Origin of the sequence: Streptomyces sp. NPDC002742, from assembly GCF_042888885.1 — a bacterium.
GTDB lineage: Bacteria > Actinomycetota > Actinomycetes > Streptomycetales > Streptomycetaceae > Streptomyces.
This window is the reverse complement of the sequence record NZ_JBIAQF010000039.1, coordinates 1-21962: the sequence shown is the minus strand read 5'-3', so window position 1 is coordinate 21962 and position 21962 is coordinate 1. Positions and strand designations below refer to the sequence as shown.

The 21962-nt window shown below is 67.7% G+C and carries 25 protein-coding genes and 6 pseudogenes; 17 read left to right on the top strand and 14 right to left on the bottom strand.

Going from position 1 to position 21962, the window contains the following annotated elements; translation table 11 throughout:
* Positions 1-339 precede the first annotated feature (339 nt).
* The 4 genes and pseudogenes from ACFYW8_RS40420 to ACFYW8_RS40405 form a co-directional block, all read left to right on the top strand.
* Positions 340-864, top strand: a complete 525-nt coding sequence (locus tag ACFYW8_RS40420) for a PadR family transcriptional regulator (protein WP_099938965.1) — start codon at positions 340-342, stop codon at positions 862-864.
* The gene (locus tag ACFYW8_RS40415) at positions 861-1553 is read left to right on the top strand and encodes an ABC transporter ATP-binding protein (protein ID WP_329302701.1); all 693 of its coding nucleotides are present in this window, start codon (positions 861-863) and stop codon (positions 1551-1553) included. The genes ACFYW8_RS40420 and ACFYW8_RS40415 overlap by 4 nt, the downstream gene beginning before the upstream one ends.
* Entirely contained in the window at positions 1550-3895 is a 2346-nt protein-coding gene (locus ACFYW8_RS40410; RefSeq protein ID WP_389090963.1) for an ABC transporter permease, read from the top strand. The genes ACFYW8_RS40415 and ACFYW8_RS40410 overlap by 4 nt, the downstream gene beginning before the upstream one ends.
* Before the next feature lie 230 nt (positions 3896-4125).
* Positions 4126-4365 (top strand): annotated as a pseudogene (locus ACFYW8_RS40405) (hypothetical protein); the annotation flags it as partial.
* Here ACFYW8_RS40405 and ACFYW8_RS40400 read toward each other — a convergent pair.
* The 3 genes from ACFYW8_RS40400 to ACFYW8_RS40390 form a co-directional block, all read right to left on the bottom strand.
* Positions 4319-4849: a transposase gene (locus ACFYW8_RS40400; RefSeq protein WP_389091168.1), complete on the bottom strand. Its 531-nt coding sequence runs from the start codon at positions 4847-4849 to the stop codon at positions 4319-4321. The pseudogene ACFYW8_RS40405 and the gene ACFYW8_RS40400 sit on opposite strands and share 47 nt — an antisense overlap.
* A gap of 477 nt (positions 4850-5326) precedes the next feature.
* On the bottom strand, positions 5327-6100 hold the full coding sequence (locus tag ACFYW8_RS40395) for a glycosyltransferase family 2 protein (RefSeq protein WP_389090959.1): 774 nt from the start codon (positions 6098-6100) through the stop codon (positions 5327-5329).
* A 288-nt stretch (positions 6101-6388) separates the two neighbouring features.
* A complete protein-coding gene (locus tag ACFYW8_RS40390; protein ID WP_389090955.1) occupies positions 6389-6874 on the bottom strand; it encodes a hypothetical protein in 486 nt (161 codons plus the stop codon).
* 97 nt (positions 6875-6971) lie between these two features.
* Between ACFYW8_RS40390 and ACFYW8_RS40385 the strand changes: the two genes are divergently transcribed.
* Both ACFYW8_RS40385 and ACFYW8_RS40380 read left to right on the top strand, forming a co-directional pair.
* Complete coding sequence (locus tag ACFYW8_RS40385; RefSeq protein ID WP_389090950.1) at positions 6972-7469, top strand: hypothetical protein; 498 nt, start codon at positions 6972-6974, stop codon at positions 7467-7469.
* 131 nt (positions 7470-7600) lie between these two features.
* On the top strand, positions 7601-8074 hold the full coding sequence (locus ACFYW8_RS40380) for a hypothetical protein (RefSeq protein WP_389090945.1): 474 nt from the start codon (positions 7601-7603) through the stop codon (positions 8072-8074).
* Between the two features lie 49 nt (positions 8075-8123).
* On the opposite strand, the gene ACFYW8_RS40375 is transcribed toward ACFYW8_RS40380, so the two are convergent.
* A complete protein-coding gene (locus ACFYW8_RS40375) occupies positions 8124-9332 on the bottom strand; it encodes an FAD-dependent oxidoreductase (protein WP_389090941.1) in 1209 nt (402 codons plus the stop codon).
* A complete protein-coding gene (locus tag ACFYW8_RS40370) occupies positions 9329-9790 on the bottom strand; it encodes a hypothetical protein (RefSeq protein WP_365880757.1) in 462 nt (153 codons plus the stop codon). Before ACFYW8_RS40370 ends, ACFYW8_RS40375 begins: the two co-directional genes overlap by 4 nt.
* 99 nt (positions 9791-9889) lie before the next feature.
* On the opposite strand from ACFYW8_RS40370, the gene ACFYW8_RS40365 reads away from it, so the two are divergent.
* Positions 9890-10504: a PadR family transcriptional regulator gene (locus ACFYW8_RS40365; protein WP_326790503.1), complete on the top strand. Its 615-nt coding sequence runs from the start codon at positions 9890-9892 to the stop codon at positions 10502-10504.
* 247 nt (positions 10505-10751) lie between these two features.
* Here ACFYW8_RS40365 and ACFYW8_RS40360 read toward each other — a convergent pair whose 3' ends face one another.
* A complete protein-coding gene (locus tag ACFYW8_RS40360) occupies positions 10752-11195 on the bottom strand; it encodes a hypothetical protein (protein WP_389090933.1) in 444 nt (147 codons plus the stop codon).
* A 339-nt stretch (positions 11196-11534) separates the two neighbouring features.
* Between ACFYW8_RS40360 and ACFYW8_RS40355 the strand changes: the two genes are divergently transcribed.
* From ACFYW8_RS40355 to ACFYW8_RS40345, 3 genes and pseudogenes are all read left to right on the top strand, one after another.
* Positions 11535-11801 (top strand): BTAD domain-containing putative transcriptional regulator, encoded by a 267-nt coding sequence (locus ACFYW8_RS40355; RefSeq protein WP_389090928.1) that lies wholly within the window; start codon positions 11535-11537, stop codon positions 11799-11801.
* Between the two features lie 141 nt (positions 11802-11942).
* Positions 11943-13128, top strand: a pseudogene (locus ACFYW8_RS40350) (beta-ketoacyl-[acyl-carrier-protein] synthase family protein).
* Positions 13125-13268, top strand: a pseudogene (locus ACFYW8_RS40345) (beta-ketoacyl synthase N-terminal-like domain-containing protein); the annotation flags it as partial. The pseudogenes ACFYW8_RS40350 and ACFYW8_RS40345, both read left to right, overlap by 4 nt.
* Positions 13269-13273: 5 nt before the next feature.
* Here the strand turns inward: ACFYW8_RS40345 and ACFYW8_RS40340 are convergent.
* The 5 genes from ACFYW8_RS40340 to ACFYW8_RS40320 all read right to left on the bottom strand — a co-directional run bounded on the left by ACFYW8_RS40340 (position 13274) and on the right by ACFYW8_RS40320 (position 14862).
* Positions 13274-13441 (bottom strand): helix-turn-helix domain-containing protein, encoded by a 168-nt coding sequence (locus tag ACFYW8_RS40340; RefSeq protein ID WP_389091166.1) that lies wholly within the window; start codon positions 13439-13441, stop codon positions 13274-13276.
* A gap of 5 nt (positions 13442-13446) precedes the next feature.
* Entirely contained in the window at positions 13447-13755 is a 309-nt protein-coding gene (locus tag ACFYW8_RS40335; protein ID WP_389090924.1) for a hypothetical protein, read from the bottom strand.
* An 88-nt stretch (positions 13756-13843) separates the two neighbouring features.
* Positions 13844-14317: a hypothetical protein gene (locus ACFYW8_RS40330; protein WP_365880741.1), complete on the bottom strand. Its 474-nt coding sequence runs from the start codon at positions 14315-14317 to the stop codon at positions 13844-13846.
* 11 nt (positions 14318-14328) lie between these two features.
* A complete protein-coding gene (locus ACFYW8_RS40325; RefSeq protein WP_389090919.1) occupies positions 14329-14655 on the bottom strand; it encodes a hypothetical protein in 327 nt (108 codons plus the stop codon).
* Positions 14656-14862 carry a hypothetical protein gene (locus ACFYW8_RS40320; protein ID WP_389090914.1) on the bottom strand — a complete coding sequence of 69 codons (207 nt, stop codon included), beginning with the start codon at positions 14860-14862 and terminating at the stop codon, positions 14656-14658.
* Positions 14863-15341: 479 nt separating this feature from the next.
* Here ACFYW8_RS40320 and ACFYW8_RS40315 point away from each other — a divergent pair, with 479 nt between their 5' ends.
* The 4 genes and pseudogenes from ACFYW8_RS40315 to ACFYW8_RS40300 all read left to right on the top strand — a co-directional run.
* Entirely contained in the window at positions 15342-15830 is a 489-nt protein-coding gene (locus ACFYW8_RS40315) for a DUF4265 domain-containing protein (protein ID WP_389090910.1), read from the top strand.
* A 442-nt stretch (positions 15831-16272) separates the two neighbouring features.
* Positions 16273-16533, top strand: a pseudogene (locus ACFYW8_RS40310) (IS21 family transposase); the annotation flags it as partial.
* Between the two features lie 327 nt (positions 16534-16860).
* On the top strand, positions 16861-17058 hold the full coding sequence (locus tag ACFYW8_RS40305) for a hypothetical protein (RefSeq protein WP_389090905.1): 198 nt from the start codon (positions 16861-16863) through the stop codon (positions 17056-17058).
* 9 nt (positions 17059-17067) lie between these two features.
* A pseudogene (locus ACFYW8_RS40300) lies at positions 17068-17250 on the top strand (DUF1707 domain-containing protein); the annotation flags it as partial.
* Positions 17251-17421: 171 nt separating this feature from the next.
* Here ACFYW8_RS40300 and ACFYW8_RS40295 read toward each other — a convergent pair.
* Positions 17422-17592, bottom strand: a pseudogene (locus ACFYW8_RS40295) (transposase); the annotation flags it as partial.
* 139 nt (positions 17593-17731) lie between these two features.
* On the opposite strand from ACFYW8_RS40295, the gene ACFYW8_RS40290 reads away from it, so the two are divergent.
* The gene (locus ACFYW8_RS40290) at positions 17732-18169 is read left to right on the top strand and encodes a glutaredoxin domain-containing protein (RefSeq protein ID WP_389090901.1); all 438 of its coding nucleotides are present in this window, start codon (positions 17732-17734) and stop codon (positions 18167-18169) included.
* 190 nt (positions 18170-18359) lie between these two features.
* Here ACFYW8_RS40290 and ACFYW8_RS40285 read toward each other — a convergent pair whose 3' ends face one another.
* A complete protein-coding gene (locus ACFYW8_RS40285; RefSeq protein WP_053751392.1) occupies positions 18360-19184 on the bottom strand; it encodes a dienelactone hydrolase family protein in 825 nt (274 codons plus the stop codon).
* A gap of 100 nt (positions 19185-19284) precedes the next feature.
* Here ACFYW8_RS40285 and ACFYW8_RS40280 point away from each other — a divergent pair, with 100 nt between their 5' ends.
* Entirely contained in the window at positions 19285-20295 is a 1011-nt protein-coding gene (locus tag ACFYW8_RS40280; protein WP_365880729.1) for a helix-turn-helix domain-containing protein, read from the top strand.
* A gap of 182 nt (positions 20296-20477) precedes the next feature.
* Positions 20478-20927 carry a hypothetical protein gene (locus tag ACFYW8_RS40275; protein WP_389090894.1) on the top strand — a complete coding sequence of 150 codons (450 nt, stop codon included), beginning with the start codon at positions 20478-20480 and terminating at the stop codon, positions 20925-20927.
* Between the two features lie 139 nt (positions 20928-21066).
* Here ACFYW8_RS40275 and ACFYW8_RS40270 read toward each other — a convergent pair.
* The coding region (locus ACFYW8_RS40270) for an IS701 family transposase (RefSeq protein WP_389090889.1) at positions 21067-21962 on the bottom strand (896 nt) is incomplete at its 5' end.

Genomic DNA, 21962 nt, shown 5'->3' with positions numbered 1-21962 from the left:
GTTGGCGTGGCCGGGCCCCAACCCCACCTTCGACAGCCCGGACGACCTCGCCGAGTCGCGGACGGCCTGGTCGGCGGGCTTGACATGGTCTCCGAGGAGATGGCCGTGACGGCGCAAGGGTTCGGACCGCCGCTCTCTGCCCGACCGGCCGGGCGCCTCGCCGGTCGACCTACAGCTGTTCGAAGCGGGTCATGAGCAGTCGAGGCAGCTGACTGCCCGTTTCCGGACCGTGACGATCGGAATTCCCGGCTCCCTCACCTGCGCTGTCGTACACCCTCGCCATGAGCTACACACTCTGCGTATACACGCCGCGTATACACGGCGTGTATAGTGCGGGTCATGTCCATCGGTCACACCCTTTTGGGGCTCCTGGAGTCCGGCCCGCGACACGGTTACGACCTGAAGCGGGCCTTCGACGAGACGTTCGGTCACGACCGACCGCTGCACTACGGCCAGGTCTACTCGACGATGTCCAGGCTGCTGAAGAACGGCCTCGTCGAGGTCGACGGGATCGAGGCCGGCGGCGGCCCGGAGCGCAAGCGCTACGCGATCACCGACGCTGGCATCACCGACGTAGAGCGGTGGCTCGCGACCCCGCAGAAGCCGGAGGAATACCTCCAGTCGGCCCTCTACACCAAAGTCGTCCTCGCGCTGCTCACCCACCGGGACGCCGCCGACATCCTGGACACCCAACGCTCCGAACACCTGCGCAGCATGCGCATCCTGACCGACCGCAAGCGCAAGGGCGATCTGGCGGACCAGCTGATCTGCGACCACGCCCTCTTCCACCTGGAAGCGGACCTGCGCTGGCTGGAGCTGACCGCCGCCCGACTCGACAAACTCCGTGAGGCTGTAGCTCGATGACGACTTCTCCCCCTGGTTCCCTGCTCACCGCGCAGGACCTGCGCAAGACCTATGGGCACACCCATGCCCTCGACGGCGCCGAGTTCTCCATCCACCCCGGCGAGGTCGTCGCCGTCATGGGCCCCTCCGGCTCCGGCAAGTCGACGCTGCTGCACTGCCTCGCGGCCATCCTGCCGCCCGACTCCGGGTCGATCACATACAACGGGCGCGAGGTGACGACGATGAGCGACGCCCAGCGCAGCGCGTTACGCCGCTCCGAGTTCGGCTTCGTGTTCCAGTTCGGGCAGCTCGTGCCGGAACTGACCTGCGTGGAAAACGTCGCCCTGCCGCTCAGGCTGAACGGCACCTCCCGCAAGGAAGCCGAGCGGGCGGCGCTCGGCTGGATGGAACGCCTGGAGGTCGACGACCTGAAGGGCAAGCGGCCCGGCGAGGTCTCCGGCGGCCAGGGCCAGCGCGTCGCCGTGGCCCGCGCGCTGGTCACCGGCCCCCGGGTGCTGTTCGCCGACGAACCGACCGGCGCGCTCGACTCCTACAACGGTGAGCGCGTGATGGAACTGCTCACCGGCGCGGCCCGCTCCACCAACGCCGCCGTCGTCCTCGTCACCCACGAGACACGGGTGGCCGCCTACTCCGACCGCGAGATCGTCGTACGCGACGGCAAGTCCCGGGACATGGAGCGCGCCATATGAGTCCGCGCCAGTGGTCCAGAGACCTGGCCATGGGAGCCCGGTTCGCCGTCACCGGCGGCCGCGAGGGCTGGGTCCGAATGACGCTGACAGCGGTCGGCGTCGGCCTCGGCGTGGCTCTGCTCCTGTTGTGCACCGCGATGCCCAACGTGTTCACCTCCCGTAGCAAGGTGGAGGACGCCCGCTACGCCAACACGTACTCCCAGACGGTCCCGCCCAAGGCCGACAACACTTTCCTGATCGCCGATGCCGACACCACCTGGCACGACGACGACGTCCGGGGCCGGTTCGTCGAACCCGAGGGCAGGCGGGCGCCGCTGCCCCCCGGGGTCGACCGCTTCCCGGGTAAGGGCGAGATGGTGGTCTCCCCCGCGCTCAAGGACCTGCTGGACTCGGACGACGCGAAACTGCTGCGGGAGCGCCTGCCGTACAAGATCACCGGCACGATCGGCGAGAGCGGGCTGATCGGCTCGCACGAACTGGCTTACTACGCGGGCGCCTCGGGGTTGAAGCTCACGGACTCCTCCCTGGCGACACGGCTGGCCAAGTTCGGCAAACCGGACGCGACGCCCGAGAAGAGCGACCCGGTGCTGCTGCTCATGGTCTTGGTCGTGTTCGTGGTGCTGCTGACGCCGGTCGCCGTGTTCATCGCCGCCGCCGTCCGCTTCGGCGGCGAACGCCGCGACCGCCGCCTCGCCGCGCTGCGCCTGGTCGGCTCCGACCGGGGGATGACCCGGCGGATCGCGGCGGGCGAGGCGCTGGCAGGAGCCCTGCTCGGTCTGGCCGTGGGCACCGGCTTCTTCTTGCTCGGCCGCCAGAAGCTGGGCACCGGCGAGTTGCTGGGCGTGAGCGTCTGGCCCAGCTACCTCGACCCCACTCCCGCGCTTGCCGCGCTGGTCGCGGTGGCGGTGCCGGTCGCCGCGGTGCTGGTCACGCTGCTCGCGATGCGCGGCGTGGTCGTCGAACCCCTCGGTGTCGTGCGTGCTGCCAAGCAGAGTCGCCGTCGGCTGTGGTGGCGGCTGCTGCCGACTCTGGCCGGCCTCGCGATGCTCTACCCGATGATCGGCCAAGGCCACAAGAACGGAAACTTCAACCAGTACTTCGTCATCGGCGGCGTCCTGATGTTGCTGATCGGCATCACCGCCCTGCTGCCCTGGGCCGTGGAGGCGGTCGTCGTCCGGCTCGGCAAGGGCCCGCTGTCCTGGCAGTTGGCCGTGCGACGACTGCAGTTGAGTAGCGGCACTGCCGCCCGCATGGTCAACGGCATCGCCGTGGCGGTGGCCGGGGCCATCGCGCTGCAGATGCTCTTCACGGGAACGCAGAGCCAGTACACCAAGAACACCGGCAAGGACCCCAGCCGGGTCCAGATGCAGGTCGACTTCAGCGGCCCCAAGCCGCTGCCCGGCATCGAGCGCGAATTCACCGGCACCAAGGGGGTCCGGGCCGCGGTGGCCCTGGCCCGCTCCCAGTACGGGGACGCACGTCGCAACCCGGAGAACAGCAACGGCCTGACCGTGGGTAACTGCGCCGCCCTGCGTGAACTCGCCACATTGCCCTCCTGCAAGGACGGTGACGTGTTCATCACGCGAACGCGGAGCGGTTACTCCGACCCCAGCAACGCATCCGAAATCGCCCTGGTGAAACCCGGTCGGCAGCTCTACATCGACCCGTCATACGACGGCGCCGAACGCCGCCTCGAGGTGCCCTGGACCGTTCCGGCAAACATTCGGGAGGTGAACGCGCGCAAAGACTCCCTGCAGGACTACACCAGTCTGCTGGTCACCCCCGCCGCCCTGCCCCAAAAGGCCGCGCCCGCGGTGTTCTCGGACGGGGTCTACCTGCGTCTGGACCCGTCGGTGCCGGACTCACGGGAGTACATACGCAACGTCGTCGCCCGGATCGACCCCCTGGCACGCACCTACAGCTGGTCGGCGACCCAGGAGGACGCCAAGTACACCTCCATCCGCACCGGCCTGTTCGTCGGCTCCGCCTTCGTGCTGGCACTGATCGGCGCGAGTCTGCTGGTCTCCCAGCTGGAGCAGCTGCGCGAGCGCAGGAAGCTGCTCTCCGCGCTGGTCGCCTTCGGCACCCGGCGCCGCACGCTGACCCTGTCGGTACTGTGGCAGACGGCCCTCCCGGTCGGACTCGGCCTCGTACTGGCCACATCGGTGGGCATCACCCTTGGCTCGGCGCTGCTGAAGATGACCCGTACACCGGTGGCCATGGACTGGGCGAGCGTCCTGACCATGACCGGCGTGGGCGCGGCCGTGGTCGGCGTGGTCACGCTGCTCAGCCTGCCGCCGCTGCTGCGGATGATGCGCCCGGAAGGCCTGCGCACGGAATAACCCCTCACACATCCCCCGAAGTGGGCTCCTCCTGCCAGGAGGAGCCCACCCCTGCACGCAGGCAAGCCCGGTCGGCATCGGCACAGTCACCGTCAGGGCAACCTCGGCGCACAGCAGAATCCGCAGTCGAGGCGAGCACGCCATCAGACGGCGTCGGCCGGGAGCCTGCCGACAGCGACCAGGCAGAGTTCTGCGGCCGAACGGCTCGCTGAGTCACCCAGAGCAGGCATCTGTCGGTGGACTATCAGCGCATCGTGCAGGCGCTCGCGGACCGGCATCGGCTCCGTCAAGGGCCGCTGACCTGCCAGGAGTTGGCTGTCTTGTTCGGCCTGGACGCGGTGCCGGCCAAGGTGGAGGTGTTGCGGTCGAAGGCGAAACGCCTGGTGGCACGCGGCTGGCTCGCCGAGCGGCAGCCGGGCCGGTTCACCCTTGCAGACGTCGTCGCGTCGCGGCCAAGCGGCGGGTCATGAGCAGGATCATCGACCAGTAGACCATCGCTTCGGCGCTGGTGGTGCGGCGCTCGTAGTCGCGCGCAAGGCGGCGGGTGCGCATCAGGTGGGCGAAGAACCGCTCCACGATCCACCGCTTGGGCAGCACCACGAAGCCACGCATGTCGTCGCTGCGCTTGACGATCGACAGGACCAGCGCGAGCCCGGTCAGGCAGTATTCGACGAGGCTGCCGGTGTAGTCGCCGTCGGCCCAGACCAGGGCGAGCCGGTGGTGCGCGTCGGCGACTTGTCGCAGCAGGACCTGGGCGGCGGCGCGGTCGCCGGTGTCCGCGGCGGTGACCATCACTCCCAGCGGCAGGCCGAGCGTGTCGACCACGACGTGCCGCTTGCGGCCGTTGACCAGCTTCCCGCCGTCGAACCCGCGGCTGTCGGAGCCGACGACGGCGTCCGCTTTGACGGACTGCGAGTCGATCACACCCGCACTCGGCTCCGCGTCGCGGCCCAGCTTCTCGCGGACCGTGGCGCCCAGCAGGTCGTGGAACTCCCTGCTCGCCGACCGCGTAGATGCCAGAAAGCAACTCGGTCATGCCGGCAGGGTCCGGCGGGTTGCGCCCGGCGACCGGTTGGAGTACCCAGCCGCCTGACCGGGCCGCGAGCCGTAGCACTCCGGCCCAGTTCGCGATCCTCCCAATGCGTACGTGCCACGAGTCCTCGGTGAACGGGGCCATCCGCCCACCATGAAGAGGGTTTGTGGCGGCGCCGATGTCCTCGATCACTTGCCGTTCCACGGCGTCACGGACCCAGCGCCCCTCCTGCACTTCTTCGATGGCGGCCTCCCACCACTTCCACCCGCCGTCGAGTCGGTCCGCGAATGTGTCCATGTGGAAAGGCTTCCATGCATGGTGCCGCAAGCATTCAGGGGGCGCCGATCAGTGGACCGACTCATCAAGGAGACAGGCTCTGGATCTGCTCTAGATCTGCTCTAGATCCGCGAATTGCGAAGCGACTGCCACACCGCCCCGGCCAGCGCCCGCGTCGACCGGGGGACCGACAGGTGCTCGTGCTCGCGGTACAGCGCCCAGTTGTACTGGATCAGGGACAGCTTGTTGGAGGACAGCGAGCCCGCCTGGTGGGCCCTGTAAACCGCAAGCGGCTCGGCCATGCCCCGGGCGTCAGCGCCGTCCCGCATGATCGACAGCCACAAGCCGTAGTCTTGCCGCTTCCGTAGCTCCGGCATCAGCCTCTTGCCCAGCACGTTGCGGTCGTACATGGCGGTCAGAGCGCCGATGTGGTCCTGGACCAGCATCGCGCGGTAGTCCACGTGCTCACGCGCGCGGACCACGCGCCCGTTCGGGACGAAGTCGGTACTCTCGCCGTCGTAGTCGGCGTCCATCTTGAAGTACGAGGTGAACGTCAGCGGCGCGTCACCTTCCGCGGCGAATGCGAGCTGCCGCTCGGTCTTCGCCGGCAGCCACATGTCGTCGCTGTCGAGGAAAGCGACGTAGTCCCCGCGGGCCCGCTCAATCGCGAGGTTGCGGGCCCGGCCGGCACCGCCCCGTTCGGGTGCCGATTCCGGCAGGACGCGCTTGTCCTGCCGGGCGAATTCCTGGAGCAGGTCCATGGATCCGTCGCAGGACTGGTCGTCGGTGACCAGCAGCTCCAGGTCGCCGTGGGTCTGCGTGAGCACCGACCGGACAGCTGCGCCCAACGTCGCTGCCGAGTTGTACACGGGCATCACGACAGACACCAGGGGCACAGCGCGCTCCTTGCTCGACCAGAGACGACGGTCCATTCAAGCACCACAATCTAGTAGGAGCTGCCATGCATGTTGGCTTTGTATCTCAGTGCGGGAGTCGTTTCGAGGTGATGCCGGGAGTCACCTTCTGACCGAGTTTGCGATGTCGGTTTGTTTTGACGTCACCTGAGGTATTGCGGTGGGGCGGTGGACTGTGCTTCTGCCGCTGGGGGCCGTATGCCGCAATCGAAGGTTGATCTGTACGCAGCGATCCGTCGTGATCATTAAGGAGGCATGTCGCAGCGGGCGCTACAGCGCAAGCACAACGTCACGTGGCGGACCTTGCGTCGGGCTCTGGACGGCAAGTGGCCTGAGCCGCGCAGACAGCACCGGCGCCGTGAATCGCGGCTTGATCCATACAAGTCGCTGGTCGACGGGATCCTGCGGGCGGATCTGGACGCGCCGGCCAAGCAGCGGCACACAGCTCAGCGGATCTTCGACCGGCTGGTGGACGAGCACGACGCCCATGAGATCTCGTATCCGATGGTCCGCACCTATGTGAAGGACCGGCGTCCGCAGATCAGGCAGGACGCGGGGATCGGTCCGCAGGCCATGTTCGTTCCGCAGACGCACCTGCCGGGGGCTGAGGCAGAGGTCGACTTCGGTGAGGTCAGCATGGTGCTGGCCGGTGATATGACGCGTCTCTACCAGTTCTCGCTGCGGCTGTCGTACTCGGGCAAGGCGGTGCACCCGGTGTTCTCCACCGCAGGTCAGGAAGCTTTCTTCGAAGGCCATGTGCACGCGTTCCGGGTCCTGGGCGGTTATGTGGGTGACGACTCTTCGGCGATCTCGTGTTCCCGGCCAGGATGGTCGCTCCCGTCGAGGAGCTCGGATGGCCGGGCAGCCGGAGTTGGTACGAGGTGTCGATGCCGCAGGCAATCCTGCGGCATCGCTGGATCACGCGTTGGTCGACGACTACCTGGAGTTCGTGGCGGCTCGCTGCCGGCTGAACACGCTGCTGGCCACCGCCTGCCACCTGAAGGTTTTCTTCTCGGCAGTGCCCAAGGAGCCTACAGATGTCGTCACCGCCGACGTTTTCGCGTTCATCACCGCACGGAGGAAGCCGCGACGAGGAACGAAGGTCGTCCGCCTCGAGGACGGTGAAGCGGGTCTGTCGGCACGGACGATCAAGCGTCGACTCGCCGGTGTCTCGGGGCTGTTCGGCTACCTGATGACCCGCGATGACCTGGCCGTCAAGCGCAATCCGGTGCCGACGGGGCTGGCCGAACGCCGACGGGGAGGAAATCGCGGGGCCCCGTTGTTGCGGACGCCCCGACCCTGCCACGCGTTCTTGGCCCGGACGAGGTCGAGGGGGTGCTCGGCACACTGAACACTGCACGGGACCGGGCCATGGTGCTCGCGATGCTGCCAGGACTTGTCCGGGCGATCTCTGAGGCAACGGTGGCTGCCGCCTGTAAATCTCGTTGTCGAGGCTCTCGCCGAGTGAGGTAGAAGGGCGGTATGGATACCGCCGTTCTTGAACAGATGCTGGACGAGGCCTTCGATCACGCTGTCGTGCACCACGGATACACCAGCTACATGCGCGACTACGAGGTCATCGTCTACGCGACTGCGGATCCCCGTACCGGCATCATGCCGTCCCACCTGCGGTATCTCTTTCGGTACTGCGTCGAGGCCCGGTGCGAGACGTCAGTGCCGGCGGAGACCTGGCGTGTCTCTTTGGACGACCGGCTCATCGAGTCCGAGACCGGCGTCGACCTCGACGGATACGTCTGGGGCGTGAAGTGGCACTGCCTGTACCCGGGAGCCAAGCTCCTCCCTGAGTCAGAGGCGACCCGCCGCTGGTCGAACGCCCTCGGGGTCGACTTCCATGAGGTACGCATGGAGACCAACACGCACAACCTGACCTTGCTCTTCTCGGACCTGCAGGTGAGCGAGGTCCCGGTCGGATACGCACCCTTCGTCACGGAGTAGGGGGCAACGTGTACGAGCATCAGCCCGTTCCCGGCGGACGGGCTGGGGTTCACGTGAGCGGGGCTGCCTTCGCGTCCCAGTCGATGTGGTGGTCGAACTGCCAGGCCATCTTCTCCGGGTTGATCAGCTTCATGGTCGCCGGCATCACGAGGTCGCGCAGTACGCGGCCGACCGGGCCCGCGGTCTTGTTGCTGTTCGTGCGGGCGCCGAGCTTGATGATGCGTTCGACGCGGGGGCGGCGCAGTTGTTCGTATGCCGCGAAAGCCTGGTCGTAGGGCAGGTCCCGCATGCAGCGCGCCAGTTCGACGGCACTTTCGGCGGCGATGGAGGCGCCCTGCCCGGAGCTGGACGAGGCGGCGTGGGCGGCGTCGCCGATCAGGGTCATGCGGCCGTGGGTCCAGTTCGCGACCCTCGGCATGTTCTCCATCGGGCCGGTGATGAGGAGTTGGGCGGCGTCGGTACGGCTGATCATCTCGAGGGCCGGGGTGCGGTCGTCGGAGAAGGCGGTCCGCAGGATGCGCATCCACTCCTCGGCGCCGATCGCCTGGGCCTCGGCGACTGTCATCGGGGCGCGGTGGGGCAGGTTCACGAACCACACCGCCGAGGAGTCGTCGAAGACCTGGTAGCCGAAGAATGCGCGCTTGCCGAAGCACAGGTACATGACGCCGTCGGTGGAGGGCATCCCTGACTGGTGCATCCGCGCTCCGAAGCAGACCAGGCCGGCGTAGTTCGGCTGTGCTGCGGCCGGGTCGATCAGGGAGCGGACCGTGGAGCGGATGCCGTCGGCGCCGATGAGGACATCGGCGCTCGCCTCCGTACCGTCCGCGAAGTGCGCGGTGATGCCGGAGGTGGTGTCCGTCGTGCCGGTCAGCCGCTTGCCGTGGTGGATGGTGACGGAGCGGCGCTCCGCCTCGTCGTAGATCGCGCGGTAGAGATCGGCGCGCCAGACGAACTGCGGGGACGGGAGGCGGGAGGGCGGGGCGAACTGCGCGAGGTGCTTACCTGTCCAGCTCCGTAGCCCCATGGCGGTGACCGGTGTGCCGATGGTGCGGACGAGGTCGCCCGCGCCGATCGCGTCGAGGGCGTTCTGGCCGTTCGGGGCGATGGTCATGCCGCCTCCGGCCCCATCGGCCGTGGAGTCGTACGCCTCGTGGACGGCGGCCTCGATACCTGCCTGGCGGAGGGCCATCGCGGCGACCGGGCCCGCGATGCCGCCGCCGATGACGAGCGCGGTGCGGGCTTTGCCGATGCGGGTCATGACTGGTTCCCCCTCGCAGGGTCGTTGATCGTCGGTACGCCGCCGCTCTTGTGTGCGCGGCGCACATCCTGGACGTACGCACGGGAGAACATCGCCGACAGGATCGCGATGCCACCGCGGTGGATGCGGATCTCGCTGTTCGTCGCGGAGCCGGACAGGCGGACACGGCGGCCGGCCGTCGTGTCGTGGGTGGATGAGGACTGGGAGTCCTTGACCTTGCCGCGGGCGGTCCACCTCAGGTTCCAGTGGTCGACGGCGGTGCCGTCGTCGACGAGCAGCTTGACCGTGGCCCGGTCCATGTCGAGGTGGATCTCGACGTCGTCGGGGAGGCCGGGGGAGCGGAGGTCGAGGACAGCGGTGCCATGGCGGGCCTTGATCTCGAAGTGGCCGGCCTCGGTCCAGTTGCCGAGGTGCTTGACGAGGTCGTGGTCGGAGTGGATGCGCTCGGTGAGGGACATCTCGGTGGTTCCTCTCGGGTGGTGTCGCGTTGACGATTTGATAGTTGCACTGCAACTAGTATCTCGTCAACTAGTTATTCCGGGGCTAAAATCGAGTCCATGACCACATCGGCTCCCCGCAGCTCCCCCCTCGCCCTGACCGTCCTGGCCCTGCTGCACTACAAACCGCTGCACCCGTACGGCATCCAGCGGCTGGTCAAGGACTGGGGCAAGGAGCAGGTCGTCAACGTCAGGCAGCGTGCGAGCCTCTACCGCACGATCGAGCGACTCAATGGCGACGGGCTGATCGCCGTCCGCGAGACCGGGCGCGATCAGCAGTACCCCGAGCGGACCGTGTACGAGGTCACCGAGGTGGGGCGCGAGACCGCCCGCGCCTGGCTGGAGGAGATGCTCTCCGCGCCCAAGCAGGAGTTCCCGGAGTTCCCGGCCGCCCTCTCGAATCTGCTGCTGCTCACGCCGGAAGAGATGGCGGACGTACTGGAGCGGCGGGTCGACGCGCTCTCGGAGAAGCTCGACGGACTGGACGTGGCCTTGGCTGCTGAGGCGGAGCAGGGGCTGCCGCGCATCACCCGCCTGGAGACCGAGTACCTGCGGGCCGTGACGGCCGCGGAGCTGGAGTGGGTGCGCACCGTGGTCGAAGACTTGCGAGCCGGCAGGCTCTCGTGGTCGAAGGAGCAGCTGGACGCCGTCGCTGCGGGGCCGGTGCAACAGTGAGCCCGCCCCCGGCGCGTCCGGGCACGGCCTGAAGCGTTGAGTTCTCGCGGGGTCAAACCCCAGTCGTTTGTCCCGTCGAATTGAGCTTGTCTGTGGACCTTGCGCTGAGCTGCGGGGTTGCCAGGTCGGATCAGAACTCCCGGTTCGGGATTCTCGGTGCATCTGACTTCTACGGAATCCCGCGTGGGTTGCGAGCCGACCGCCCCAGGTCAGAAACGGAGCCGGCCCTCGGTGAAGGGCTCCAGCTTCAAGAACGCAGCGAGCGTTGAGCGGTGGCCAGGGTTACCTCGATGTCGTCGCTCCAGGAGCAGACCTCCAGCCACGAGAGGTAGCCGCCCTGCGCGAAGACCAGCACCTCGCCGGGGCACTCTCCGTCTTCCGTGAAGATCTGGACCTCGGCCGCCACCACAGTGCCCGGCCCGGACGGCGCTGGCTCCACCGCTTCTGTATCGAGATCGAAGTACGCGGTGCCGCACCCACACGTGCAGCGTTCTCGCACGCGGATGTGCGACACCTGCTGGCGAAGTGCGAGGTGGACCGGATCCTCCTCGCCGAGAACGGCCTCCAGCACGAGGGCCACATCAGCGGGCAGTGTCTCCGTCACGTCGTCACCGTATTCCCTGCCCAGATGCGTCCATGTGCGGCCCCAGTTGCTGGTGCCGGGCCAGCCAAGGTTCGACGAGACGAACATCCAGCGGTCAACCGCGGCGCAGTGAGAATCTGGCAGCCCCGATGAGACCGAGTGACAATCCGCCAGCCGCACCGCGACAAGACACGTTTGTCTCACTTCCGTGTCCTTCGGGCCGGGCAGGGGACACCGCCTGTGAGAATAGGACACTGAGAATGCGAACCTACAGCTGACCGCCTCAGCTGCTGCGGCGCCAGAATCCGGTATCGCGATGGTGCCACCAGTACAGGACCGTGCAGTCGACGGGCCACGGTGCCTCCTGCCTGCCGCGAGGTTCGAAGTGGTCCCGGTCCGGGTCGATGGGGCGCCAGCTCTGATCCAGCGGCTCGTCGTCCCTCCCTGGTGGCCGTTCACCCGCTCAACGACTGGTTCCACGCCCAGCTCATCATTGCGCTGAACAAGCCGGGATGCCGCAGCGAGGCTCTGCGCGCCTATCAGACCGTGCGTAATCTGTTGCGCCACGAGCTCGGGCTGGAGCCCTCGCCCGAGCTGTGGGAGCTGCACCACAAGATTCTCGCAGCGGACTCACGGGCGCGCTCCGCACACAGCCCGATCCAGCCGGCCACCCGGCGCGTCCCGGCACACCGGACTCCGGCGCCGGCCCTCTGAGGAGCCTCCGCGGAGTGCAGGAAATGGTCCGTGGATCGGACTTCGAATCATCCTCGATCGCGCCATCGCGTTCTCGAATCCAGCCCGGAAATTAGACCGCTGGATGGTGTGCTCCGGGAATCACCAGCGGAGGGAGTTACGGTGACAGGAATACCCGAGGGGCGCCGCGTTGTCATTACTGGAATCGGCGTGGTGGCCCCTGGTGGAATCGGCAGGAAGCAGTACTGGGAACTGCTCACGTCAGGACGTACGGCCACCCGCACCATCTCGTTGTTCGGCGCGGCACCCTTCCGATCCCGAGTGGCGGCGGAGTGCGATTTCGACCCGCTCAGCGCAGGCCAGTCCGATCCGCACCGGACTGGCGTGATGATGGGGACGGCCTGTGACAGCACCATGAGCCTCGACAGCGAGTACGCCCTCGTCAGCGATGAGGGCAAGTCGTGGCTGGTGGACGAGTTCCACGGTTCGCCCTATCTGTACGACTACTTCGTGCCGTCCTCCATGGCCGCGGAGCTCGCTTGGATCACCGATGCGGAGGGCCCGGTGGGCGTGGTGTCCACTGGCTGCACCTCCGGTATCGACGTCCTGGGGCACGCGACGGACCTGATCCGCGAAGGCCACGCGGACGTGATCATCGCGGGCGCGTCCGACGCGGCGATCTCGCCCATCACTGTGGCCTGTTTCGACGCCATCAAGGCGACCTCGGCTCGCAATGACAGCCCGGAGACCGCCTCCCGGCCCTTCGACCGCACCCGTAACGGCTTCGTGCTCGGCGAGGGCCGCGCGGTGTTCGTCCTGGAGGAGTTGGAGCACGCTCGGCGGCGCGACGCCCATGTGTACGCCGAGCTCTCCGGCCACGCCTCTCGGTGCAACGCGTACTCCATGACCGGGCTGAGCGACGAGGGCCTGGAGATGTCGGACGCCATCACCGCGGCCCTGGACATGTCCCGCTTCAACCCTGGCGAGATCGCCTACGTGAACGCCCACGGTCGTCCACCAAGCAGAACGACCGGCACGAAACCAGTGCGCTCAAGCGCAGCCTGGGACATCACGCTTACCGCACCCCTGTCAGTTCCATCAAGTCGATGATCGGGCACTCCCTGGGCGCCATCGGCGCGCTGGAGACAGCGGCGTGCGCTCTGGCCGTCGAGCACTCGGTGATCCGCCAACAGCCAACCTGCACGAGCCGGACCCGGAGTGCGACCTCGACTACGTACCGCTGGTGGCCCGCGAGAGCGCGGTCGGCACGGTGCTCAGCGTGGCCAGCGGCTTCGGCGGCTTCCAGAGCGCGCTGGTACTCAACAAGCCGGAAGGGAGGCCAGCGTGAGCAGCGCCACCGGCACGACGGTACGGTCCGTGATCACCGGGATCGGTATCGTCGCCCCCACCGGGCTCAACCCCGACGACTACTGGTCGGCCGTGCTGCGCGGCGACAGCGGCATCCGCCGGATCACCCGCTTCGACCCCTCCGGCTACGACCTGGGCACCGCTAGCCTCGGCCTACCGGGCGACCCCTTCGAGGCAACACCAGCCGCCCCACCCTCACGCCACTGCCGACGCCACCGTTCCACCGATCTTTCAGACACCCGCAGAGCGGCGGCGATGGCCTTGTTCCTATCCCCGGCTTCGAACCGAGCCACAGCATTCAGCCGCACTCGCTCCCGGGCTTCCCTCCCAGGTCGCCGAAGAAGAGCCCGGCATGGCAGCGATAGCGGTCGGTCAGGTTCAGCAGTGCGACGAGCAGCGGCCGGTCGCTCAGGTTGTGAAGGCAGACGTAGACCTGGGGTGTCTGGTGGGCCGAGGGACAGGGCAGGTAGATCCGCCAGCGGTGTGCCGTCGGCACGAGGAACCGGTCGCCTTCGGGGCCGGGAGCCGTGCCCTCCGCAGTATGCGCTGCTCCGTCGAGCGCCTCACGCACCAGGGCGATCGCCGTCGGATCCCCCTGAAGATCCACCGATGCCGACGGCAGGCATCACCACACCGCACGAAGTGGACCAGAACCCGAAGATCAATTACAAAGCCACGAAACATGAGTCGGCGCGTCACTGCTCATCGAGGGGTGCCTGCCGGCCAAGGAACTCCTCGAACGCCGCCTTCTGCTTCGGATCCATGAAGCCTTGGCGGACATCGCGGGCCTTCTCCTGGAGCCAGTGCGCCTCGTCGGGGTCCAGTAGCTCGGCGACCACCACGCCTTTGCGAGCAACCGCCGTGCGCCCTCCTACGCGACGACGAAAGAGCGTGAACACGCCGAATTCCGCTGGGTGGGCCAGTTCCGGCTCCTCCGCCACAGCCCGGTTCTCGTCTCCAGCGCCACTCGTCGGGTAGGCGGTGGGGGCCCAATGCTCCCAGAGAGCCAGCGTGGCCGCAGGCACGAGCACCGCGCGTTCCGCCACTTCACGCCCCTCCCACATAAACGTGACCGTGACGGGCTCGCCAACCGCCTCGGCCAACCCGAGCACCCTCTCCACCTCATCGTTGATCGGGTGGCCAGCCACTACATCGATCTGAATGCCCATGGTGCCTGAGGCTACTGGCCGCTTCTGACATGCCAGTTCAAAGCTCCTGCGCCTCGTCGATCACGGCGCCCGAGTGTCCTGCGCCAGTAGTTCTTCGTTTCCTCGCGCGACCTCAGTGCCGTCCACCGCGCGAAGTCCCAAGTGCCCTGCCTGCGGGCCTGGAAGCACTGGAGCATGCGGTGATAGCCCTCGCGGTTGTCGGGATCGCGGCGGACGACCTCCCACAGCAGGGGCCACGGTCCGGGCGGCGGCAGGGCCTCCGGCGGAGCGGCCCCGTGCTCGGGGAGATGCATGTACCTGCGGTCGAGGTCCAGTTGAGCCAGAGCCAGACGGCACACTCACTGCACGGGGTCGTTCGGCAGAGTCTGGGCGGCGTTCCAGCGGGCACGGCGGGCGTCACCGATGCTCCGCAGCACGACCCGCGCCGTCACCGCGCCGCACCTTGCGTTGAGGGCGCGCTGCGTCTGCACCCTGGCCCACATCAGCAGCGCATCCGCGTTGTCCGGCTGCTCCTTCCACCAGGCCGTGACCACGTCGCTGTTCACTGCGCCAGAAGCCAGGATCTGGCTGCGGGAAGTACGCAGGGCCGTGAGACGAATGCGGCGGTGTTCAGCCGAGGCGGTCGCACTGGCGACCATGGGTGATGCACAAACCGGTCCGGCGTGTCCTGGCCGGCCGCGCGCAGCGGGGCACCGCGCATGGTCCGTGGTCGCCTCGGGCCGGAGCCCGCCGCGCTGGCGCGGTCACGAAGACTTCCAGCGGTAGGCCACTGGCCTGCTGGAAGCGGGAGCAGGTCACGCAGAGGCCGTCGTCCGGCTCGGCAGCCGTGGTGCAGCCGTTCGCCGCGCAGAGCCGGTAGCCCGGTCGCGGGTGGTCCGGCGGTGGCGCCAGGACCTGCGTGGCGGGGTCCCACGAGCCGGCTTCACCGCTCCAGGCCCACCGCATTCGGGGCGCCCCGGCGGAGGTCACATTGATCGACTACGGCATCATGGCAGGCCACCGGAGCCGCCAGGGAGTGCACGTCATGAGGTTCATCGTTCACGACGATCCAGTTGGTCGCTCCGCGAGCAACTGGATCGCACGAGCCGACCTGGCCAGCTTCGGCATGGGCGGACGAGTCGAACAGCTCTGCCTCAAAGCCGTCGCCAACGGAACCTACGAGGTCGCCTGCATCCCGTTCTTCACCTATGGACTCGCGCTCGGCGACACTGTGCTCCTGACGGATGACAACTACGTTGACGAGCTGGTCAGGGCGTCCGGTCATCGGGCACTGCGGATGATGTTCGTCCCCGAGTTGCCCGCCGAAGACCGCCAGCAGGCGGCAGACCGGATCAGGGCCGAGATCAGCCAGGCGGGACTCCTGAGCGAGTGGAGCGGCGAGCGCTACGTCGCAGTCGACGTCCCGCCGAACACCGAGCCCTCCAGCCTGTTTGCTGTCATGGAGTCGGCGGTCAACGCGGGCGATGCCTTCTGGGAGTGGGCCAGCGCGAGACCATTCATCACTCCCGCCTGACGCCGTCGAATCCCGACCCCGACCCCGACCCCGACACCGTGGTCGAGCGAGTCATTGCAGGGCACCCGGCATAGTGCAGAGAAGGGTGTTCGCCACCGCAGGTCAGGAAGCCTTCTTCGAATTACACGTGCACGCGTTCCGGGTCCTGGGCGGCATCCCCCGCAGGCACGTCCGCTGCGGCAACCTGCTGGCCGCGGTCGAGCGGGTGCTGGGCCTCTACCGGGGCCGGGTGGAGGCAGATCGCTGGACCGCGTTCCGCTCGCACTGGGCGTCGAGGCGTTCTACTGCCGACCCGGTATCGAGGGCGCCCACGAGAAGGGCGGGGTCGAGGGACAGACCGGATACTTCCGCCGTAACCACTTCGTTCCCGTTCCCGAGGCCGCCCCGCTCACCGAACTGAACGCGATGGTCGACCAGTGGGAACCAGGACGATGAGGCACGACTGCTGCGGGGCCGCATACGCACCGTCGGTGACTACTTCGCGGGCGAACAGCACCTGCTCAGGCCGCTGCCGACCGAGCCGTTCGAGACGGGCCGCTGGTTCACTCCCCGGGTCGACCGGTTCACCCAGATCAGCGTCCGCGGCAATGCCCACTCGGTGCCGGTCCGCTTCATCGGACGTCAGCTGCGAGTCCTGCCGCACGCCAACGACCTGATCGTCTATGACGGCCGGACCGTGGTGACCCGGCACGAGCGTCTCGGAGGCCGCAACGGCTGCCGCCCGGCCCTGGACCACTACCTGGAAGCGTTGATGCGCAAGCCGGGCGCCTTCCCCGGGTCGACAGTGCTGGAACAGGCCCGCTCCGCAGACCGGTGGCGCAATCATCCAGGCCGGCACCGAGTCCTGTCGGCTCGCACACACCAAGGCACAAGCCCGGCAAGCCTCGGCCGGCTGACGCGGCTGCCCAGGCACCGCACCGGCCCGTCCGGGATGGAAACCTCTGGCCTGGCTCCGTACCAACAGCTCCGACTGATCGCGCCCCCTATTGGTTGTCGAGTTTGCATCCGGCTCCTGGAGGCGTTGTGGGAGATGCCTCAGTCCGCACGTGAACTCGCCCGGCATCGTGGTGCGCTGCGACTGACCGACGAGGCCCTCGCCGAGCTGCGCGGTCACATCGAACGGCTCGCCACCCGATTCGGGGACCGCGACGCCCCAGGGGTCTGGACGCGGGTGGTTATCGCGGTCGTCGACCTGCAAGACCGCCCATCCCCGGACGCCCCCGCCTGAGAGGCCGCCATGAATGACAGCGAGGAGCACCCCACCAGCCCTGCGTTACGAGCCTCGGACGCCGAACGCGACCTGGTCGAAGCGCAACTGCAACACCACTACGCAGTTGGCCGACTGACACTTCCCGAACTCGAAGAACGCGTGGTCGTGGCCTACGAAGCGCGCACCCGCGAGCAACTCCATGCCCTCTTGGCGGACCTGCCGGGCGACGCGGAACCGCCAGCGCGACCCACTCGTGTGATCGACTCCCGCCTGCTGATCGTCCTGCTGTGCGTCTCGCCACCTGCTGCGCTCATCTACTGGCTCGTCTGCCAACGCGCGGCGCGTCGAAGGGGCTCATGGCCCCAGGCCGTGGAAGGCGCCCATGAGCGTCAGGTCCACCGGCGAGGTCACCGGTCCGTCCGCGCACAGCAACGCGCCGGCGAGGTCGAACAGTTCGTCCCCGCGCGCCGTCAGACAGTCGAATTAGTCCTCCCGGAAGCGTGACGCTTTCGCGAACGCTTCCCCCGGAGCATGATCAGGCAGCACACTCACCTTTACGGCCTTCGTCGTGGTCACGTGTGTCCTTGGCCGGAGCACATGATCAGACGAAGTCCGCCTCAACGTCCGGCGAACACCCAGGTGAACGACCTAGTTCGAGGAGCAATTCGACTCATCGATAGCCTGCATCACCATGATGCGCGCTTGGATCCTGCCGATGCTGCTTGTGCTCAGCGGCTCAGCCGTCGCGACCGGGCAGATCTTCAAGGGGAGCCCCGGCACAGCCGCAGCACTCCTGCTGGCGTTCCTGGCGCTCGCCGGCGTGAACTCACCCCTGATCTTCCCGAGGTCGATCGGTGCGCAGGAGGCACAACGCCGCAGCGCGGTCGACGGCCGACCAGTCGTCTTCTGGCGGCCGGGCTGCAAGTACTGCATACGACTGCGCATCCGGCTGGGCGGCAGCGCCCGCCAGTTGCACTGGGTCAACATCTGGCGCGACCCGGCAGCAGCCGCAGCGGTGAGAGCAGCCAACGACGGCAACGAGACCGTGCCGACCGTCGTCGTGGCGGGCCAGCCACACACCAACCCCGACCCCGAATGGGTACGCGAACAGCTCTCCCCTTCAGCGTGATCAGATACCACGACCTACCGGAGAGGCTGTCCTGCGCCACTGAAGATTGAGCGTGTGTCATCGAAATCTGAGTGGCCTGTGTCACGCGTGGTCGCCGAGGGGCGGTCACGAGTGCCCCAGGCCGACGACCAGATCGCATCGGGAAGCGGCGGCGCTCTGTCACATCGCCAGGTGCCGGAGTGCCAAGGGCTCATTCAGCCCACATCCCGAGCCGCTCGGCCAGGAAGGCGATGATCTCGTTCCGGGCCTGCATGGTGGGGTGACCGTCCTGGTCGACTAGGTGTGCCGTGACGACGCTGTGGGCGCAACCGACGACGTCACGGAAGAAGGGCGGAGGGTTCGTGTTCGCCGTCTCGGCTTTGAGTACGCGGCCGTCGAATGCGTCCCCGAGCAGCGCTCGGTAAGCCGCGAACCGCTGACCAGTGCACCACCTGTCGTTGTCGAAGCGGTAAGCGAGAACCTTCAATCCCTCTCGCGCTACGCGTTCAGCCACGGCAGCAGCGTCTTCGTCGCTGATCTCCAGACCGCCGGGATCGTCCAGCGGAAGCGACGGATGATTGACCACTGGTGCGATGACAGCCGGTTCGAGCGCCATGGTCAAGGCGAAGTTGCCGGTAAAACACAGACCGACGGCGCCGACGCCAGGGCCGCCACGCTCGGCGTGCGCCAGGCGGGCGAGGCCGCGCAGCCACGTGACGACGGGGCTGGTGCCGCCACCGGCGAAGGCTCGGAACTCGGCGCTGACGCAGGCGCGTCGAACGACGGTCTCGCGTGCCTCGGCGAGCGGATAGGCACCGTCGACGCCGAAAAGAGAGGGCAGGTACACGGAGAAGCCGGCATCACGCACCCACCGCGCGAACCGCGCAACGTCGGGGCTGATACCCGGCATCTCAGGCATGAGGATGACTGCCGGTCCTGACCCGGCAACGTACACGGTTTTGTCGACGTCATCGACGCTGACGGCTCTCCGTGAGAAGTCGTCCAAGGGGTCGCTCTGTCCTCGCATGATTGTCATGACCGAGATGATGACGAGCGGCCGCCCCTTCTGAGAAGCGGCGGCATCGCCACGTATCACGGTAATATCGCCACCCGTTCGAAGGTGCCGGAGGGGCCGCATGAGTCCGCTGCGCGTTGGTGTGCTGGCCTACCCCGGCTGCTTCGCGTCGGAGGTATTCGGCGTCCCTGACCTCCTGGCAATGGCAACTCACGTCGCCGCGGCGCAAGGGTCGGTTCAGCCGGCCTACGAGGCGTCGGTCATCTCGCCCCGGCGTCGTGTGATCGCGGCCGGCGGCTCGGTCCTCGACGTCTCGGCGGTCCGCCCGGTGGACATCCTGATCGTGCCGGGATTCGAGCTTTCGCCCACGCTCGATCTCGACGCGACACTCGCAAACCTGGGACCGGAAGCAGCGTCGATTCGATCGCAGGCGGCCTCGGGGACCGCTGTCGTATCGATCTGCGTGGGCGCCTTCCTGGTCGCTGAAGCCGGGCTGCTCGACGGGCGCCAAGCGACCACGTCCTGGTTGTTCGCGGATCGGTTCGCCCGCCGGTACGCCGACGTGCGCCTCCGCCCGGACAGCTTGGTCGTGACCGACCGGGGGGTGACGACCACAGCGGCCTTCAGCGCCATGTACGACTTCGCCCTGCAGCTCATCCGCGAGCACGACGGCCCCCGCGTCGCCCGTAGCACCGCGCGTATCGCGCTTGTTGATGACGCGCGTTCCACGCAGGCTCCCTATGTCGACCCTGGGCTCATACCCACTGTGGGCAGGGAGTTCTCGCTCAGTGTCAAGCGGTGGCTCGACCAGAACCTCAGTGCTCGCTATGACCTGCCCACCCTCGCCCAGGAGTTCCACGTAAGCACGAGAACCATGCTCCGCCGCTTCGGCGACGAAGCCGGCGAGACGCCACTCGCGTACCTGCAGACGGTCCGGGTGCGTCGAGCCAGACACCTGCTGGAGACGACCGACAGGACCGTCGCGAGCATCGCAGGCGACGTCGGGTACGGCGACCCTGGGGCGTTCAGCGGCATCTTTGCCAGACATACGGGCCAGCGGCCGAGGGAGTACCGCGCGATATTCCATCGTCGCTGCGACCACCACGGGTCAACCCGACGAACGGAGACTTGAGATCCTCCCGCGACGGCAACAGGCCCCCTCAAGGCCGGGCCAAAGCGCAGGCCTCCGCGACCCCACAACCCCTACCCCTGGCACACCAACACCCCGGCTGCTCAAACTTCGATGGGTGCGGTTCCTCTGGAGTGAAGGACTGACCGAGAGCGGGTGTCAGGGGCGGGTGCCAAGATTGCCGCATGGGAGTTATCTATGGCTACTTTGCCGCTGCTGACGATGACGACGCGGTCCGGGCCGTGATACGCGAGGACGACGAACCGACCGCGACGGGCTATGACGGGTTTGACGTCAACGGTATGGATCCGACCGTCGACCTGCTGCCGGTGGAGGTGATCCTTTCGGGCCGGTCGGCCAAGACTGTCCAGGAGGACCTGCGGCATGGTCACCTGCTCGCGACGGCTGACGATGGGCAACTGTTTTGTTTGTCGCTAACAGATGCCTTGCGTGACGCACTCGCCGCCGCTGACCATGGTTCATTGCACGGCTTGGCCCGGGTATGGGCCGCATCGGACGTGTTCCCCACGCCGCCAGATCCGGACGGCCTTGCGGAGTTCCTCGAGCAGGCCGTCGACCTGGCGAGCCGGGCGGTCGAGCGAGGGCATCGCCTCTACTGCTGGATCTGTGTCTGACGGACGCTTGCAGCCCTTGCCCTGCTAGTAGTGCCTGGTCAGGTTGATATGGGTGTTGGTATGTCGCGGTGGCAGGTGGGGCAGGCGCCGGTCCACAGGGCGAGGAGTGTCTGTAGCTCGCGGACGACCTGGTAGAGGCTCAGGCCGGCGCCGGCTCTTTTGGGGCTTGGGCCAGTCGTTGCAGGGTGCAGAAGGCGTGCGCGACGCAGACGAGGGTGACGTGGTGGTGCCATCCGCCCCAGGTCCGGCCCTCGAAGTGGGCAAGTCCCAGGGCCTGTTTCATCTCCCGGTAGTCGTGCTCGATGCGCCGGCGGAGTTTGGCGAGGCGGACCAGGGTGGTCAACGGTAGGCCGGAGGGCAGGTCGGACAGCCAGTACTGCACCGGCTCACTCTCGCCGGCGGGCCATTGGGCCAGCAGCCGGCACACGGGCAGTTCCGGGCCGTCGACGCTCTGGCGGACCTCGCGTCCGGCGGGCCGGATCCGCAGGGCCACGAAGCGGGAGTACATGCGCTTGAAGCCGCTGCGGCCGGTGCCGGGCCGGGAGCCCTGGCGCCACTGCACCGGCCGGACCGCCTGCCGGCCCGCCGCGATGACCAGCTCCTTCACCGACCGCGGCTGGTCGGGATACTTCGCCACCGGCGGGCGTCCGGACCCCGAGTACGGCTCGGCCACCGGCACCGCACCGGCGGGCTGGGCCGACAGCGTGCTGGAGATCCCCACCACGTAATTCAGATTGCGCTCCTGCAGTCCGTGCCGGAACGCGGCGGCGTCGCCGTAACCCGCGTCCGCGATCGCCAGCGGCACCTCGATCCCCCAGGAACGGGTCTCATCCAGCATGTCCAGGGCCAGCTGCCACTTCTCCACGTGCCCGACATCGTCGGGGATGCCGCAGGCAGCACGTCGGGCGACCTTGTCCGCATCGGCCTTCGGCGAGGCGGAATCCCAGCTCGGGGGCAGGAACAGCCGCCAGTTGACCGCCGTCGAGGCGCGGTCGGACGCGAGGTGGAGCGAGACGCCGACCTGGCAGTTGGTGA

Bases quoted from the DNA above. Each gene is read 5' to 3' on its own strand.
- ACFYW8_RS40420 (WP_099938965.1), top strand. From the start codon at position 340: ATGTCCATCGGTCACACCCTTTTGGGGCTCCTGGAGTCCGGCCCGCGA.
- ACFYW8_RS40415 (WP_329302701.1), top strand. From the start codon at position 861: ATGACGACTTCTCCCCCTGGTTCCCTGCTCACCGCGCAGGACCTGCGC.
- ACFYW8_RS40410 (WP_389090963.1), top strand. From the start codon at position 1,550: ATGAGTCCGCGCCAGTGGTCCAGAGACCTGGCCATGGGAGCCCGGTTC.
- ACFYW8_RS40390 (WP_389090955.1), bottom strand. From the start codon at position 6,874: ATGGCCTTCGAAGAAAGCTTCCTGACCTGCGGTGGAGAACACCGGGTG.
- ACFYW8_RS40385 (WP_389090950.1), top strand. From the start codon at position 6,972: ATGGCCGGGCAGCCGGAGTTGGTACGAGGTGTCGATGCCGCAGGCAAT.
- ACFYW8_RS40380 (WP_389090945.1), top strand. From the start codon at position 7,601: ATGGATACCGCCGTTCTTGAACAGATGCTGGACGAGGCCTTCGATCAC.
- ACFYW8_RS40375 (WP_389090941.1), bottom strand. From the start codon at position 9,332: ATGACCCGCATCGGCAAAGCCCGCACCGCGCTCGTCATCGGCGGCGGC.
- ACFYW8_RS40370 (WP_365880757.1), bottom strand. From the start codon at position 9,790: ATGTCCCTCACCGAGCGCATCCACTCCGACCACGACCTCGTCAAGCAC.
- ACFYW8_RS40365 (WP_326790503.1), top strand. From the start codon at position 9,890: ATGACCACATCGGCTCCCCGCAGCTCCCCCCTCGCCCTGACCGTCCTG.
- ACFYW8_RS40360 (WP_389090933.1), bottom strand. From the start codon at position 11,195: ATGTTCGTCTCGTCGAACCTTGGCTGGCCCGGCACCAGCAACTGGGGC.
- ACFYW8_RS40330 (WP_365880741.1), bottom strand. From the start codon at position 14,317: ATGGGCATTCAGATCGATGTAGTGGCTGGCCACCCGATCAACGATGAG.
- ACFYW8_RS40315 (WP_389090910.1), top strand. From the start codon at position 15,342: ATGAGGTTCATCGTTCACGACGATCCAGTTGGTCGCTCCGCGAGCAAC.
- ACFYW8_RS40305 (WP_389090905.1), top strand. From the start codon at position 16,861: ATGCCTCAGTCCGCACGTGAACTCGCCCGGCATCGTGGTGCGCTGCGA.
- ACFYW8_RS40290 (WP_389090901.1), top strand. From the start codon at position 17,732: ATGATGCGCGCTTGGATCCTGCCGATGCTGCTTGTGCTCAGCGGCTCA.
- ACFYW8_RS40285 (WP_053751392.1), bottom strand. From the start codon at position 19,184: ATGACAATCATGCGAGGACAGAGCGACCCCTTGGACGACTTCTCACGG.
- ACFYW8_RS40280 (WP_365880729.1), top strand. From the start codon at position 19,285: ATGAGTCCGCTGCGCGTTGGTGTGCTGGCCTACCCCGGCTGCTTCGCG.
- ACFYW8_RS40275 (WP_389090894.1), top strand. From the start codon at position 20,478: ATGGGAGTTATCTATGGCTACTTTGCCGCTGCTGACGATGACGACGCG.